The organism is Paenibacillus sp. J31R34 (assembly GCF_059383715.1).
Window position 1 is genome coordinate 674687 of the sequence record NZ_JBXENU010000001.1, and the last position, 15998, is coordinate 690684.

General features: G+C 46.7%; 12 protein-coding genes. 11 read left to right on the forward strand and 1 reads right to left on the reverse strand.

The window, feature by feature from the left end; all coding sequences use genetic code 11:
* Positions 1 to 47 precede the first annotated feature (47 nt).
* The 6 genes from AC50YG_RS02880 to AC50YG_RS02905 all read left to right on the forward strand — a co-directional run bounded on the left by AC50YG_RS02880 (position 48) and on the right by AC50YG_RS02905 (position 7693).
* A complete protein-coding gene (locus AC50YG_RS02880; RefSeq protein ID WP_473758592.1) occupies positions 48 to 1787 on the forward strand; it encodes a cache domain-containing sensor histidine kinase in 1740 nt (579 codons plus the stop codon).
* Positions 1788 to 1797: 10 nt separating this feature from the next.
* Positions 1798 to 3345: a response regulator transcription factor gene (locus AC50YG_RS02885; protein ID WP_494825279.1), complete on the forward strand. Its 1548-nt coding sequence runs from the start codon at positions 1798 to 1800 to the stop codon at positions 3343 to 3345.
* A 130-nt stretch (positions 3346 to 3475) separates the two neighbouring features.
* Positions 3476 to 4795, forward strand: coding sequence for an ABC transporter substrate-binding protein (locus AC50YG_RS02890; RefSeq protein WP_473758488.1), 1320 nt, complete (start codon positions 3476 to 3478; stop codon positions 4793 to 4795).
* A gap of 92 nt (positions 4796 to 4887) precedes the next feature.
* The gene (locus tag AC50YG_RS02895; protein WP_445933737.1) at positions 4888 to 5790 is read left to right on the forward strand and encodes a carbohydrate ABC transporter permease; all 903 of its coding nucleotides are present in this window, start codon (positions 4888 to 4890) and stop codon (positions 5788 to 5790) included.
* Positions 5791 to 5792: 2 nt separating this feature from the next.
* Complete coding sequence (locus AC50YG_RS02900; protein WP_473758489.1) at positions 5793 to 6629, forward strand: carbohydrate ABC transporter permease; 837 nt, start codon at positions 5793 to 5795, stop codon at positions 6627 to 6629.
* Positions 6630 to 6658: 29 nt separating this feature from the next.
* Positions 6659 to 7693: a glycoside hydrolase family 88/105 protein gene (locus tag AC50YG_RS02905; RefSeq protein WP_494824576.1), complete on the forward strand. Its 1035-nt coding sequence runs from the start codon at positions 6659 to 6661 to the stop codon at positions 7691 to 7693.
* Between the two features lie 57 nt (positions 7694 to 7750).
* On the opposite strand, the gene AC50YG_RS02910 is transcribed toward AC50YG_RS02905, so the two are convergent.
* Complete coding sequence (locus tag AC50YG_RS02910) at positions 7751 to 9001, reverse strand: MFS transporter (RefSeq protein ID WP_494824577.1); 1251 nt, start codon at positions 8999 to 9001, stop codon at positions 7751 to 7753.
* A 340-nt stretch (positions 9002 to 9341) separates the two neighbouring features.
* On the opposite strand from AC50YG_RS02910, the gene AC50YG_RS02915 reads away from it, so the two are divergent.
* From AC50YG_RS02915 to AC50YG_RS02935, 5 genes are all read left to right on the forward strand, one after another.
* On the forward strand, positions 9342 to 10802 hold the full coding sequence (locus AC50YG_RS02915) for a M14 family metallopeptidase (RefSeq protein WP_494824579.1): 1461 nt from the start codon (positions 9342 to 9344) through the stop codon (positions 10800 to 10802).
* Positions 10803 to 11264: 462 nt separating this feature from the next.
* A complete protein-coding gene (locus AC50YG_RS02920; protein ID WP_494824581.1) occupies positions 11265 to 12821 on the forward strand; it encodes an extracellular solute-binding protein in 1557 nt (518 codons plus the stop codon).
* An 89-nt stretch (positions 12822 to 12910) separates the two neighbouring features.
* A complete protein-coding gene (locus AC50YG_RS02925) occupies positions 12911 to 13822 on the forward strand; it encodes an ABC transporter permease (protein ID WP_338556793.1) in 912 nt (303 codons plus the stop codon).
* A 47-nt stretch (positions 13823 to 13869) separates the two neighbouring features.
* On the forward strand, positions 13870 to 14751 hold the full coding sequence (locus AC50YG_RS02930; RefSeq protein WP_341277863.1) for a carbohydrate ABC transporter permease: 882 nt from the start codon (positions 13870 to 13872) through the stop codon (positions 14749 to 14751).
* Positions 14752 to 14829: 78 nt separating this feature from the next.
* Positions 14830 to 15975: a glycoside hydrolase family 88/105 protein gene (locus tag AC50YG_RS02935; RefSeq protein WP_494824582.1), complete on the forward strand. Its 1146-nt coding sequence runs from the start codon at positions 14830 to 14832 to the stop codon at positions 15973 to 15975.
* Positions 15976 to 15998: the final 23 nt, after the last annotated feature.

The following is a 15998-nucleotide window of genomic DNA, read 5'->3' on the forward strand; positions in this document are numbered from 1 at the left end:
CAACCGGGGCGCTTATTGTCGATAAGGGGGCAGTTCCTTTGCGTAATATGAGAGCGCTTTATGCGAATTTGCGTATTAAACATAAGCTGTTCCTTCTCCTCTCCGCCGTCCTCCTAACCGTTGCGGTTCTTGGCGGCGTTCTTCAGCAATATGCCTTCGACATCTACGATCAGAAAATCTATGAGCAATCTGCCAAAGCGTTAAGTCTCTCTGCAGTAACCATTGAGAATGAGCTTCGAAAAATCGAGCAGTTGTCCTATACGATTGCAACAGACACCAAAGTACAGGAATATTTGCGGACCATTAAGAGCGGTGGAACAGAATACGATAATTACGTGCTTCAAGTCAATATTCAGGACCGCGTCGTTAATTTAGGTGGTTTGGATAAATACATTCATTCCGTTCAGCTATATGATGTGCATGACAAGGCATATGCAACCGGCGTGCGAACGATAAATTTATCCAGTGCAAGACTGGAGCGGCTTAAGCTGGAGACGAAGCGAAATGAAGGGGGCAATACGTGGGTGGCGCCTGGCGAAAGTGACAGTGCGTTGTCGGCAGCTCGTGAAATTCGCAGCTATAAAAATTTGGATATGGATTATTTAGGCACCATTGTTGTGCGCGTCGATGCGGTTAAGCTGTTTCATGACTTGTCAGCCGGACTTGACAGCAGTGGAGCCAATATGATGATTGCCAGAGGTGCGGAATTAATATATCCGGACAATGCTATTTTTTCCATTGAAGAGCTCTTAAGTTTGACAGCAGGCTCCAGTGGATACCGCATTATGGAGCGGGAAGGCAATTCCTTTTTTGTCACCTACGTCGCTTCCAATCGAATGAATTGGTATTATTATACAATCATCTCATTTGATGATATTTTTCGCAATTTAGTTTGGGTCAAAAATTTCGTTATTGCGGCTTTTGGCTTGCTGTTTATTATATCGGGCATATTTGCGCTGCGGGTTGCTAATGGCATCACCAAGCCGATTGAACGGCTTAACGCCAATATGAAGCGCATTCAATTGGGGTATTTCGATTATGTAGAGGCCCCGGCGGAGCGGGCGCTTGCGATGGATGAGGTAGGCCAAATGCAGCGAAACTTCCGTATTATGGTCGAGCGAATCAATGAGCTCATTCATGAAAACTATGTCAAGCAGCTCGCGATCAAGGATACGCAGTTCAAGGCGCTGCAGGCGAACATTAATCCGCATTTTTTGTACAATACGCTGGATTCGATTAACTGGAGCGCTAAAATGAGCAATCAGCTGCAAATTTCACAAATGGTGGAGGCGCTGGGCTCCTTGCTTCGCACGTCGATTAACTTGAAAGAGTCGATTATTCCACTGCGGACGGAGCTGGAAATCGTCAATCATTACATTACGATTCAAACGTTTCGTTTTGAGGAGCGCCTTGATTTCAAGCTTGATGTTCCGGCTGAACTGCTCACTTGTGGCTTGCCAAAGCTGGCGCTGCAGCCGCTGATTGAAAATGCCATTCATTATGGATTGGAAGAAATGATTGACAGCTGTACCATTAGCATTCAGGCTTATACAGAGGAAGAGTACCTGTATATCGTTGTACGGGATAACGGGCCTGGCATGGAGCAGGCGTATGCAGATAAGCTGTTAAGCGGCGAAGTGCAGACGAAGGGAACCGGGCTTGGACTGCGAAATATTGATGAGCGTATTAAGCTGTTGTATGGTGAGGAATATGGCCTTCATGTGAGCAGCCAGCCGAATGAAGGGGCGGCGGTCAGCCTGAAGCTGCCTTACGAAAGGAAGGATTAGCTTGTTCAAAGTGCTGTTGGTAGACGATGAACGTATTATTTTGGAAGGAATTTCACAAATTGTTCCGTGGACAAGCTCTGGGGCAGAGTTAATCGGCACAGCCAGAAATGGTCTGGAAGCGTTGACTTTCATGGAAGAACAACAGCCTGATATTATTATTTCAGATATCAAGATGCCAGGCATGGATGGTCTTCAGCTCGTAGAACGGGTGAAGGAGCTGTATCCCCAAATTGCATTCATTTTGCTTTCTGGGTTTAGTGAATTTGACTATGCACGTACTGCGATGACTTATGGCGTCAAGCATTATTTGCTTAAGCCTTGTAATGAGACGAAGATTACGGAGGCGCTTACTGAGGTTATCGAAGAACTCCAGTCGCAGCTCACGCAGCATCAATTCGTTCAAACGATTCAAAGCGAGCTGACCAGAGTACTTCCCCATGCGAAAGCGCAATTTCTTAAAGAGCTGGTTACGAATAAAACATATGGCAAGCGCGATTGGGATACGTACCGCCGGATGTTTCATATTACGCATGAGACTTTGCCAATCAGGCTCATATTGATGCAGGTGGAAGGAATGTTTGAATACGAGCATATTTTTGCGCTGACGAACATTGCCGAAGAAAAGCTTGGCGAGGAGATTGTTCTGCTTAGTACAACGATTGGTCGTCACGTCCTGCTGCTTATTCAGGAAACGGAGCAGCAGGAGCAGCTGTTCTCCCGGCTATCGGGCATGAAGTGCACCTTCACTGATTTTTATAAGCTTGAAACGACGATTGCCGTCAGCGGCGCCGGGGAAATTACCGATGCACGCAAAATGTACCGCGAGACGCTTGAATGCCTGAACTTCCGCTTTCATGTAGGGGAGGGGGCGATTATTACGCCACAGGATCTTTCAACCGCAGCAGCGGCGCGGCTTTCGAGCTTTGACTATGACGAGGAGCAGCTCGGCATGGAGCTTAAAGCAGGAAACTGGGAAGCCGCGAGCGAGGAGCTGAGCCGTTTTTTTCAATTGCTCGCCGATCAGCGCATGGATACGGTGCTGACGAAATCATATGTCATTCCGCTCTTCGTTTCGATTGCTCGGCAAAGTACTCCGGAACGCTTAAACGATTATTTGCAAATGCTGGCACGGCTTGATGAGCTGGAGACGCTGAAGGCTATTGAAGCTTTCGTGAGTCAGGCGGCTAAAGATATCTGCGAGGCGAATTTTGATTCATTTTCCAGCAAGCAATCGACGGTTATTAAAAAGATGATAGAGGTTATCGCATCGAACATAGCTGATCCGGCATTGTCACTCAACTGGGTAGCCAATGAAATTTTATATATGAATGCTGATTATTTAGGCAAGCTGTTCAAAAAAGAAACGGGCGAGCGTTTTTCAGCCTACGTCATGAAGCTGCGTGTGGAGAAGGCGATGGAGGAAATTGTGCGGACGGAGGACGTTAAAGTATTCGAGCTGGCGGAGCGTTTCGGCTTCGGTGACAACCCGCAATATTTCAGCCAAGTTTTTAAAAAACATACCGGCTACACGCCATCCGACTACAAGAGATCACTATAACCGTATAGTGATCTCTGTTTTTTTAACAAAAAAAGCGGTTTTCTTTATTAAGAAAACGCATACAAAACGCTATAATTTGATTTGTAAGCAAGATAAATAATCACTAAGAAGAAATAAGGGGGAATACGAAATGAAGAAGCAAGCTAAAAAAGTTGTTCTCGCCCTCATGGCGTCCGCACTCATGCTGGCTACCGCTTGTGGCAGCAACGCAGGAACGAATTCGGAAACAGGCACAAATACAGGTACGAACAGCGGTGGCGGCGACAAGCCGATAACGCTTCGCATGTCATGGTGGGGCTCTGAAACACGTCACGAATACACGAAAAAAGTTATTGACCTTTATAAAACAAAAAATCCAAATGTAACGATTGAAGTGGAATATGCAAACTACGATGACTATTGGAAAAAAATCGCTCCGCAAGCGGCAGCTAATGAGCTTCCAGACATTATGCAAATTGATACTGGCTATTATGCACAGTATGCAGGTAAAGACCAGCTAGCAGACCTGACACCGTACTTCGGCAAAGAAATTGATGTAACAAACATTTCTGAAAATGCTTTGAACGGTGGTAAATTGGGCGAGGGCGTGTATGGGATGAACCTTGGCGTCAACTCTCTAGGTTTCCATTACGATCCGGCAACACTTGCTAAAGCTGGCGTAGACAGCATCCCGGAAAATTGGTCGTGGGATGATTATCTGTCCATGGCGGCGAAAGCGAAAGAGAACGGCATTTACATCGACGGTGGCATGCGGGCAGAAGTATTCTTCGGCTACTACCTCCGTACAGTTGGCAAGAAGCTTTATAATGAAGCAGGCAATGGACTAGGCTATGAAGATGACCAATTGTTCGTTGACTTCTTTGGCAAACTGGCGGATCTCGTGAAATCCGGCGCAGCGCCAACTCCAGATACACTCGCTCAAATTAAGGGTGTTGAGGATGATATGACGGTAAAAGGCACGCAAGTCGGCGTGTGGCAGTGGTCCAACCAGTTTGTTGCCCTTCAGCAAGCGGTGAACCGTCCGATGAAAATTGCTTCAATGCTGAACCCAGGCGCTAAAGAAGGCTTGTACCTGAAGCCAAGCATGTTCTTCTCGATTTCCAAAAACTCGAAAGCGAAGGAAGAAGCAGCTAAATTTATCAACTTCTTCGTTAACGATGCAGATGCAAACAAGCTGATTCTCGGCGAACGTGGCGTTCCGGTATCCAGTGTTATTAAAGAAGAGCTTAAACCGCTATTGTCCCCAGAGCAAGTTCAAGTATTTGATTATGTAGCTTGGTCGGAAGAAAACAGCTCCCCAATGGATCCAGTTGATCCTATCGGTGCTATCGAAGTATTTGCATCGCTGAAAAGCTTGACGGAGCAACTGAACTACGGACAAATTTCGGCAGAGGATGCTGCTAAGAAATTTAGAAGTGAAGCAGAAAACGTTTTGAAGAAAAATAAATAAAAGTTGGAAAAGCGGGCGATGGCGCTTATAAGACGGCCCATCGCCCTTCCCTTAAACCGACTTAATAGACTTCACTAGGAGCAGGAGCTGGTATGATGAAATCATTGTCCTTGCGTAATAATCTCGTTGGCTATACCTTTATATCTCCGTTTGTCATTGGCTTTCTTATTTTCACCCTTATACCTGCGGCTGCGTCCCTTTATTTCTCCTTTACGGATTATGATTTGCTGTCCGCGCCGAGCTGGATAGGGCTTGAAAATTATACTTCTATGTTTACCTCGGATGACCGCTATATGCAATCGCTTAAGGTGACGATGCTTTACGTGTTTCTGGGTGTTCCACTGCGGCTGATTTTCGCTTTATTCGTCGCTATGATCTTGAATACAACCTCGAAAGCTGTCGGGTTATATAGAACGGTGTATTATTTGCCTTCAATTATTGGAGGAAGCGTCGCAGTATCGATTATGTGGCGGAACTTGTTCGGTGATCAAGGGGTTATCAATGTGATGCTGAACTCGATAGGAATAGACAGCGTGCGCTGGTTCGGTGATCCGAATGCCGCATTGTTTATGCTCGTAACGCTATCGGTATGGCAGTTTGGTTCTTCCATGTTGATTTTCCTAGCGGGGCTGAAAAATATCCCGACTGAATTGTATGAAGCATCCGGTGTTGACGGTGCAGGCTTCTTTACAAAGTTTTTCCGCATCACTTTGCCAATGCTGACTCCGATTATTTTGTTCAATCTGATTATGCAATTAATTAGTGCTTTCATGACCTTCGTTCCAGCCTACATTATTTCCAAAGGCGAGGGCGGTCCGCTAGATGGCACGCTGCTGTATTCCTTGTATCTGTTCCGTCAAGCCTTCGTATTCTTCGATATGGGTTATGCATCGGCTATGGCATGGGTTATGCTCATCATCGTTGGTGTTTTGACAGCGGCAGTATTCGCAACATCCAAGCTATGGGTTCACTATGAAACAGAAGGAGGCCGCTAAACATGATACTTAAAAAATTCAAGTGGCCGATTTATCACATTTTTGTTGGTCTGCTGGCGATCGTTATGGTGTATCCTGTTATTTGGCTGCTCATGAGCTCCTTTAAGCCTAGTAATCTTATTTTTACAACATCGAGCTCACTCATTCCTGATCCATGGATTTGGAGCAACTACGTTACGGGATGGATTGGGTCCTCTGGACAATCTTTCATGAGCTTTATTACAAACTCGCTGGAAATTGTTATTCTCTCGACGATTGGAGCGGTATTGTCTTCCGCTTTTATCGCCTTTGGCTTCGCACGTTTGCAATTTAAGGGTAGAGCGATCTGGTTCGCTGTTATGATGGTTACGCTTATGCTGCCACATGACGTAGTACTTGTTCCGCAATACATTATGTTCTCCAAGCTAGGCTGGATTGGTACGATTTCGCCAATTGTTGTCCCTCAATACTTCGGTGTTCCATTTTTCATCTTCCTGATGGTTCAATTTATTCGGACCATTCCAAGAGAGATGGATGAAGCAGCTACGATTGACGGAGTTGGGAAGTTTGGATTGTTTTTACGGATTATTCTGCCGCTCATTATTCCGGCTCTGGCAACCGCTTCGATCTTTTCCTTCTACTGGCGTTGGGAAGATTTAATGGGTCCGTTGCTTTACCTGAATAAACCAAGCGCTTATACCGTATCACTCGGCTTGAAAATGTTCCTCGACAGCGAAAGTGTATCCAACTGGGGTGCCATGTTCGCGATGTCGATCGTAAGCTTGATTCCGGTGTTAGGTGTATTCTTCTTATTCCAGCGTTATATTGTAGAAGGAATAAGCACAAGCGGGTTAAAATAGCAATCATGCATAATGAGGAGACGAGTGAAATGCCACAGCTGCAATTTGATGAACAGCATTTACGTGAAGTAATCGATAAAGTCGTAGACCGTACGTTTCGTATGGATTTTGGCTGGGATTGGCCCGGCGGCGTCGCATTCTTCGGTGTATGTGAAGCTTATGAGGCAACGGGGAATGAAAAATACTTAACGCTGCTAAAAGAATGGGTAGACGAGAAGCTTGAGGACGATCTTCCTAAGCTTTCGGTTAATGGCGTATCTATTGGCCACGCTCTCATTACGTTGTATAAGGCAACCGATGACCGTAAGTATTTAGATATTGCAATTAAAATGGCAGATTATTTGCAAAACGATGCGGTACGGTTTGCCGAAGGCATTTTTCAGCATACGGTTAATTCTGAAACCTACAATTTCCCTGAGCAGGCATGGGTCGATACGATGATGATGGCAGGCTACTTCCTCATTCGTATGGGCGAGCTTCTGGGACGGGAAGATTATTTGGAGGACGGACTGCTGCAATATCATGGACATGAGCGTGTATTGCAAGATTCTGTCAGCAACTTGTATTATCATGGCTGGGATAATATTGCTCAAAACCATATGTCGAGCATTTTCTGGGCACGCGGCAATGGCTGGGCGGCGCTTACGATGGCCAAAGCGCTTCCACTCATTGCGGTGCAGCACCCATCCTTTATGATTATTGAAGGGTCGCTGCGCGATCAGGCAGCTACGCTAGTGCGCCTGCAATCAGAGAAGGGACTCTGGCATACGATTGTGACCGACCCTACCTCCTATGAGGAAACATCCGGTTCGGCAGGCATCGGGGTAGGCTTGTTCACTTTCGGGTCGCTGTACAATAAATACATCCAGAGGTCGATTGACGGCATTTTGGAGCAAATTACCGAAGATGGCGCAGTACAAGGTGTATCGGCAGGTACGGCTGTTATGAATGATGCGGAAGGCTATAAAGGAGTATCCTGTAAACGGATTCAAGGCTGGGGCCAAGGGCTGACACTCGCCTTCCTGGCAACGGTGCTGCAATCTAAAAAACGAGAGTTTTCGTAGCAGTAAAAAACGCTTCTCCACTTAAGGTGGGGAAGCGTTTTTTTACGATCTGCTTATTTACTCAGCCATAGCCTTCTCTGCCACGGGCTTAATTCCGCTCTGCAGCTTAAATAATGGAAGGAGAATAGCTACACCTGCAAGGAAAAATAATCCTGCAATGATATACATAGGCGTGAGCGAAATGGCATTTTTCATTAAACCCGACAGCATCATCGTAACCACCATTGAGCCCATGAACATCGGAGTTAAAATGCCATTTACACGGCCGATAAAGGATTCCTTCGTATTTTGTAAAATCAAAGTATTAATGCCAATTTGGATGCATGGCAGCGCAAATCCGCTTATAAACTGAAGACCAAGCGTGAACCAGTAATCCTTCGATAGTCCCATAGCGATCATTGCTAAGCTGTCGACCGTCATGCCAAGCGCCAGAAGCTTCTGCGGCGATAGTTTGCTGGAGAAGCTCATCGCAAGGACGCCGCCGATAATCATGGCTATGCCGTTCACTAATAGAAACCACTGCAAATAATCCTCCGGTTTCCCAAGTCGCTCCGTAATGAGAAAGATGCCCATTGGCTGAATTAAGCCGAGGCCAAGTCCAGCAGCAATGAAGCCGCCGCCGAGTGTACGCAGTATTTTACTTGACCATACGTAACGGAAGCCGGCCTTAATGTCCTCCAGCACCCGGGAATTTTGCTGCTCCCCAGCATCGTCTCGATCACGCGGCAGGAAAGCTAGCGAAGCAGCAGATAATAGAAAGGCTGCTCCCATTACACCAATGGCCGTCTCGATGCCGTAGCTTTGGTAGATAAATGTCCCAACGACGGGGCCGAAAATCATAAATACGGCGAACAGCGTTTGATACAGCGACATTCCCGTCTGCACTAAATGCTCAGGCACATGCAGCTTGAACAGCTTCATGCCAGCAGGCTGAGAAAATTGAGACAAGATGGCTGAAACTAATGTGGCAAAAAAGACGGCATGCCAAGTCCCATTTTCCATGGCGAATAGCACGGCTAGAATGGATAGGGCGCTTAACAGGTCGCACCATACCATCGTTTTCTTGGGTCGCCAGCGGTCTGCGAACGTCCCGCCAATAAACGAAAATACGAAGATGGGCGCGAATTCCGCTACGGAGATGAGCGACACGGCAAATGCATCATCATTAGTCATTTTTTTCACATAAAGCAAAACCGCGATATTCCGTACCCAGATGCCGATTTGCAAAAATAAAGTGGACATCAATATCGCTTGTACAAATCGATTGCTTAACAGCGAAAATGCTGAAGCAGGTTGATTGGCTGTCATCGTTTTCACCTTTCCTTTTTCACTTTTTTTAAAATATAAGAATTTATAAGTTTTCACGTATAAATTGAGCTTATATTTCTCGGACTGAAACGCGCTGTGCCGCCAGAGGACGGCGACAGCCGTTTCACCTTGAGCAGCGTTGTATTCAATGGGAATTTTACAGGACATTCGAAGGTGTAAAAAGGCTCGCTAGAATGAAAGATTACTCCGCCTTAAGACGGATAAATGGTATATCCATAAGTATATTATTTTGTAAATCTAGCAGGTAAATATAGTATTTTTGTCGAAATTCCATGGATGATGTTGAAATCTATCGAATAAAGACAAGGGGCTCGTTTACATGCATTTGTTTTTGAGAAAAAGAACGTTTTTATTGCTGCTTATTTTAGCGGTTGTACTGCCTACTTTAATAGCAGCGAGTGGAGGGGGCTCCAAGCAAGCAATTGTAAATCCAAAGCAGCTCTACAGCTATGAATTAATGACGAGTGATATCAAGAAGCTCGCCACTGCATATCCGGAGCTGATCCGTTATCGAAGCATCGGAAAAAGTGAATATGGGCGCGAGCTGTGGGTGATGGAGATTGGCAACGGCCCCGTCAATGTCTTGCTGAATGCATCCCATCATGCAAGGGAATGGATCACGACCATTACGATGATGAATATGGCGGAGACGATGGCTGCAAGTGCAGCTAAGCGGGGAGTGTGGAAGCAGCTTAATACGGCTGATTTATTCGACCATATCACGTTTCAAATTGTGCCTATGGTTAATCCCGATGGCGTTACCCTCCAACAAAAGGGATTAGCTGCTTTTCCACAGCAGGATCATGCCGAATTAATCAAAATGAACAAAAATAGCCGCGATTTCAAACGCTGGAAGGCCAATGGCAAAGGCATTGATTTAAACAGGCAGTATCCCGCCGATTGGGAAACGATTCGCCAAGCCGAATATGCGCCTTCCTATAAAAATTATAAAGGCAAAAAACCGCTGCAAGCGAAAGAAGCCCAGCTTATGTACAATTTCACAAAGCAGCTAAAACCAGAAATCGCGATATCCTATCATTCATCGGGTGAAATTATATTTTGGAATTTTAAGACGAAAGCAGTAAGTTTGCCAAGGGACCGGGCATTTGTTCAAGCTTATGCAGCGATGACCGGCTACCGGGCGGTAGCTCCGGAAGCTAATCCTTCGGGAGGAGGCTATACCGATTGGTTTATTACCGAGTTCGGAAAGCCAGCGCTTACACCAGAAATCGCTCCTGCTGTAGGAGAGACGAATGTGCCACTAAGCTACTGGGATCGGATCTGGAAGCAGCATAAGGATACGATGTGGCTTATTGGGATGACAGCTTACGAACAAGCGATGCTGAGTGAAAAAGCAAAGAAAGCATCTGCCACCATCGAACTGACCTCGCCTGCAGAAACTTATCGTTTTCCCGTTCTGAACCGGGAGACGGCTAGCCGCGTTAAAGCAGGTGTCTATAAGGTGACGAGGGAAAAAGGAAGCTGGTATGAGATCCAGATAAGTGGGCAAGGGAGCAGATGGATAGCTAAAAGTATTGCAATGCCGTGGAGCAAGCCGGCGCCGACTCCAACCCCGACACCGATACCGACTGCAAGTCCAGAGGTGACTCCTTCTTCACCGAGTCCGACAGCATCGATTGTGACGGAGCCATCAGTCGAGTCAACGCCAACGGCTGACCCAGCAACCGAAACCCCGAATGTGGAGGAAACACCAAAGGGTGTGGAAGATGCGGGAGCGAGCGCTGCTCCAACACCGATTCCAACACCAAGCTCAACTTGAAATTGAAACTATTCAAGGTGAAACGGCTGTCGCCGTCCTCTGGCGGCGTTGCGCGTTTCATTCCGAGAAATATAGAGAAAGGATGAAAAAATCATATCCTTTCCTATATTTCAAGGTGAAACGGCTGTCACCGTCCTCTGGAGGTGTGGCGCGTTTCATTCCGAGAATTATAGAGGGAGAATAGAAAAATTATATACTTTCCTATATTTTAAAAAAGCATGCAGGGAGCAATCGAGCTACACCCTGCATGCTTTTTTGCTACCCTTTTTTTGGCGGAAAAAGGGCTGGATTTAGGGCATAACCGCTATAATCCTCAACTCACATTTGGCTGTAACCCTTGCGCCACAAGGGATTGCGCCATAACATATGGCGTGGTGATTATAGGCAAACTGCCCCAGCGGGGTATACGATAAAAGGGTAACAAGAGCACCTAAATGAATTCCAAATTCGGGAGGTCAAAGCATGAGAAAGAAACAAATGGCATCAACATTTCGCGTCTTGTGTACAACGACATTAGCAGGCTGTATTTTGGCAGGTTGTGCATCAGGCTCAGGCGTGAACGAGGGAAGCGCAACATCAGGCACTAATCAAGGAGGCGCACCTACGAGCGAAGCACAAGCTCCTTTTAAACTGACAATAATGACAAACTTGCATACACCCGAAGTTCCTACAGATGCGATTGAGAAATTGCTAGAGGAAAAAACGAATACGGATTTGACGATTAACTGGGTACCAGATGGTAGCTATGAAGAAAAACTGAACTCGTCATTTGCAACGGGCTCCTTGCCTCAGGCTGTATACATGAAAAATCAGACCACCTACATTCTATTCCGCGACGCGATTCGCAATAACCAATTTTGGGAAATTGGTCCCTTCATTAAGGACTATCCAAACTTAAGCAAGCTCGATGAGCTGGTTGTGAAAAATACAGCAGTAGACGGCAAAACGTATGCTATCTATCAAGAGCGTCCGCTATCGCGTCAAGGCATTATTTTCCGCAAGGACTGGGCGGATAAGCTAGGTCTCGCAGCACCAAAAACGACGGATGAGCTGTACAATATGCTGAAGCAGTTTAAGGAAGGCGATCCGGATGGCAACGGCAAGGCGGATACGATGGGCCTGACCGACCGCAGCGATTTGGTGTATGGCGCATTCAAGACGGTTGCCTCGTATTTTGGCACACCAAACAACTGGGGCTTGGCAGACGGCAAGCTGCAGCCGGAATTTATGTTCTCGCAGTATAAAGAAACGATGGATTTCTTCAAGAAGCTGTATGACGAAGGCCTAATCAATAAAGACTTCCCGGTTACGAGCAAGGAAGATCAGCAGAATCTAGTCATTACAGGAAAAGCGGGTATGTACATTGGCTCGATGGCGGATGTGCAAAGCTTGCACCAGAAAACCGTGGAAATTAATCCAAACGCCCTTTACGATGTAGCGAATCACATTAGCGGACCGAACGGCGATGCGGGTATTTGGTCGATTCCAGGCTACGGAAACTTAGTATTGTTCCCGAAATCAGCGGTTAAATCGGAAGAAGAGCTGAAAAGCATTTTAGCTTTCTATGACAAGCTGATGGAGCCAGAGCTGGCCAATCTCGTGAAATGGGGAGTTCCAGACAAGCATTACACGCTCGTAGAAGGCGGCTTAGTGCAAAAGGTCGAAGATACGAAGATGACAGACCGCGAGCAAAAGCCTTACGAAATTTTGCAAGTGGGCGGCGAAAGCACGATTGATATGCTGCGTGCCTACAACAAGCTTCCAGCTAAAGCAAAAGCAGAGGAGCTCATTATCGAAAACAACAGCATGCTGATTAACGATCCAACAGCGGCGCTTGATTCCAAGACATTTGGCGAGAAGGGCGTAGAGCTTCAGCAAATTATTAACGATGCGACGTACCGCTATATTTTGGGCAATCTGGACGCGGCAGGATTTGATGGCGAAATCGAGCGTTGGAAAAAAGGCGGCGGCGAGAGCATTATCGCTGAATACAATGAATCTTTAGCTAAATCGCAATAGGAATAGAACTCCTGTAAAAACAGGGAACCGAAAGGATGTTTCACATGAGCAGCAACTCAGCGTCAGCAGTAGCAGCCGTTAAGCCGGACATGAAGAAGCATGACCTTCGCCGGCGTATATTGAAAAATAAAGCAATCTACCTCATGATTTTGCCGGGACTGCTGTATTTCGTCTTATTCAAATACTTCCCCATGTGGGGGCTTGTGATCTCCTTCCAGGAATACCGTCCATACGACGGTATTCTCGGAAGTGATTGGGTAGGCTTCAAGCATTATCAGCGCCTGTTTACCGAACCGATGTTTTGGACTATTTTTCGCAATACGATCGTCTTGTTTCTGATGAACTTAATTTTCTTTTTCCCGGTCCCCATCATACTTGCGATCTTATTAAATGAAGTAAGACTGCAAGCCTTCAAGCGTTTTGTACAAACGATTGTGTACATTCCGCATTTTATGTCCTGGGTTATCATCGTATCGATTTCTTTCGTCATGGTCACGATGGATGGCGGTATGATTAATGAGGGGCTTGATGCGATGGGCATGCAGAAAATCAACTTTCTGCTAAGCGATGAATGGTTCCGGCCAATGTACATTTTGCAGGTCATCTGGCGTGAAGCCGGCTGGGGAACGATTGTGTACCTGGCGGCCATTGCGGCCATCGATCCGCAGCTGTACGAGGCATCGCGGATGGACGGTGCCAACCGTTTCCGCCAAATTTGGCATATTACATTGCCGTCAATCCGCAGCGTTATTGTAATCCTGCTCATTTTGAAAATTGGCGATGTCCTGGAGCTGGGATTTGAGCATGTGTATTTGCTGCTTAACGCGATGAACCGGAATGTGGCGGAAATCTTTGATACGTATGTGTATACGGCGGGGCTTAAACAAGGGCAATTCAGCTACAGCACCGCGGTAGGCTTCTTCAAATCCTTCGTCGGTTTAGTACTGGTAATGTCCGCGAACTGGCTGGCCAAAAAATTCGGCGAAGAGGGCGTATACTAAGCTCTACGTTTGCCGCCGAAGCAACATCTTGAGGAGGAAAGGCTATTATGGTGCATGACAAAACGATTGGCGGCCGCTTATTTGATGGCGCTGTCTATGTAATATTATTTTTAGTTGCGTTAGTGACGATTCTTCCTTTCCTGCATATTATTGCTGGATCGCTAACGACAGTTGATGAGCTTGCGCAAAAGCGGTTCGTCCTGTTCCCAACGAAAATTAGCTGGGATGCGTATGCCTATATTTTCTCAACGAATACCATTTTTCGCAGTATGCTGGTTTCGATTGGGGTTACTAGCTTTGGTACGCTGTTCAGCATGATACTTACGTCATTGATGGCCTATGGCTTGTCTCGACGTGATTTGGTTGGTCGCAAGCAGATCATGTTTATGATCGTGTTTACGATGCTGTTCAGCGGCGGGATGATTCCGACCTTCATCGTCGTCAAGTCGCTAGGCATGATTGACAGCTATGCGGCGCTTATTGTGCCAACGGCTATTAATGCGTTTAACCTGATTATTTTGCGCAGCTTCTTTCAAAACTTGCCGGATGGTCTGGAGGAGTCGGCAAAAATCGATGGTTGCACGGATTGGGGCATTTTATTCCGTATTGTCATTCCGCTCTCTATGCCGGCGATTGCAACGATTTCCCTCTTTTATGCCGTAACGTATTGGAACACGTATTTGCCGGCGATTTTGTACATTGATAGTGCTGAAAAGTGGCCGATTCAAGTATTACTGCGGCAAATTGTTATTTTGGCAAGCGGCTTGACGGCGGATTCTTCGGGCTTCTCGGGTGATTTTGTTACGCCTCCAGATCAGACGATCAAAATGGCCGTCATCGTGGTAGCGACCGTTCCGGTATTGCTCGTATATCCATTTTTGCAAAAGTATTTTGATAAAGGCGCTTTACTGGGCTCGGTGAAGGGGTAGTCTGCCTGCAGACACTTCCCTTCGGGGGTTCCCCGGGTTGTCATCCTTGTATCCTATATGAAGAGAGGTTGAAGTCAAATGAGTCTATCCACTTTAGCTGAAACGATGCGTGTACGCGATGCGTTAGCGCTGGAATGGGGCGTTGCCGCCTGCGATTCCTTAATGGCGAGATTTCCCCAAGCGCATGACTTGCCTCCAGCAAACCGCTGGCATTACCATCAAGGCGTATTTTTGTATGGTATGCTCAAGGTATGGGAGCAAAATGGCGACGAGCGCTATTTGCTTTATATTAAAAGCTATGCGGATGCCTTAATCGATCCATATGGGAATCTGACTTTTGATCGCGGCGAGCTGGATGCGATAATGGCTGGGCTGATTTTGTTTACGCTGGATGAACAGTTTGATGATCCGAGGTATCGCCTAGCGGCAGACCGACTGCTCGGACTGTTCGGGACGCTCAATCAGACATCGGAGGGAGGCTTCTGGCATAAGGATAAATATCCGTATCAAATGTGGCTGGATGGCCTCTATATGGGCGGTGTATTCGCAATGATTTATGGTGCGAAATATGACAAGCCTGAGCTACTGGATATGGCGCTCAAGCAGGAGCGATTAATGAATCGGCATATGAAGGATACACGGACAGGATTGCTGTATCATGCGTGGGATGAGACGCGAAGCATGCCATGGGCAAACCAGGAGACGGGCTGCTCACCAGAGTTTTGGGGCCGATCACTCGGCTGGTATGGCATGGCGCTTGTCGATTTTCTCGATGTACTGCCGGCTACACATCCGGGCAGAGCTGCAATCGAGCTGGAGGTCGCGGCCCTTGTTGAAGCGCTCACCGAGTTTCAGGATGATCAAAGCGGATTGTGGTATCAGGTTGTCAATAAAGGCGAGCGGGAGGACAATTGGCTGGAAACCTCGTGCACATGCCTCTTTCTATATACGATAGCGAAAGCGATTAAGCATGGGTGTATTTCGAAAGCTTATTCGGAGATTGCGGTAAAAGGCTATGAAGGGCTGCTCCGCACGCTGCATTCCGATGAGACGGGACTAATTGTGACCGGCATCTGCATCGGAACGTCAGCGGGGGATTATCGCAACTATGTGACGCGCCCAACAAGCGAGAACGATTTGCATGGTGTAGGAGCCTTCGTTCTGGCTTGTGTGGAGTTGGATGGCGTACTTAGTTTGCAGCCAGCTCAAGCACAACAGGAATAGGCAGATTAGCCGGGGAGCAGTAA

Bases quoted from the DNA above. Each gene is read 5' to 3' on its own strand.
- AC50YG_RS02880 (WP_473758592.1), top strand. From the start codon at position 48: ATGAGAGCGCTTTATGCGAATTTGCGTATTAAACATAAGCTGTTCCTT.
- AC50YG_RS02925 (WP_338556793.1), top strand. From the start codon at position 12,911: ATGAAGAAGCATGACCTTCGCCGGCGTATATTGAAAAATAAAGCAATC.
- AC50YG_RS02930 (WP_341277863.1), top strand. From the start codon at position 13,870: ATGGTGCATGACAAAACGATTGGCGGCCGCTTATTTGATGGCGCTGTC.
- AC50YG_RS02920 (WP_494824581.1), top strand. From the start codon at position 11,265: ATGAGAAAGAAACAAATGGCATCAACATTTCGCGTCTTGTGTACAACG.
- AC50YG_RS02900 (WP_473758489.1), top strand. From the start codon at position 5,793: ATGATACTTAAAAAATTCAAGTGGCCGATTTATCACATTTTTGTTGGT.
- AC50YG_RS02890 (WP_473758488.1), top strand. From the start codon at position 3,476: ATGAAGAAGCAAGCTAAAAAAGTTGTTCTCGCCCTCATGGCGTCCGCA.
- AC50YG_RS02935 (WP_494824582.1), top strand. From the start codon at position 14,830: ATGAGTCTATCCACTTTAGCTGAAACGATGCGTGTACGCGATGCGTTA.
- AC50YG_RS02915 (WP_494824579.1), top strand. From the start codon at position 9,342: ATGCATTTGTTTTTGAGAAAAAGAACGTTTTTATTGCTGCTTATTTTA.
- AC50YG_RS02905 (WP_494824576.1), top strand. From the start codon at position 6,659: ATGCCACAGCTGCAATTTGATGAACAGCATTTACGTGAAGTAATCGAT.
- AC50YG_RS02895 (WP_445933737.1), top strand. From the start codon at position 4,888: ATGATGAAATCATTGTCCTTGCGTAATAATCTCGTTGGCTATACCTTT.
- AC50YG_RS02910 (WP_494824577.1), bottom strand. From the start codon at position 9,001: ATGACAGCCAATCAACCTGCTTCAGCATTTTCGCTGTTAAGCAATCGA.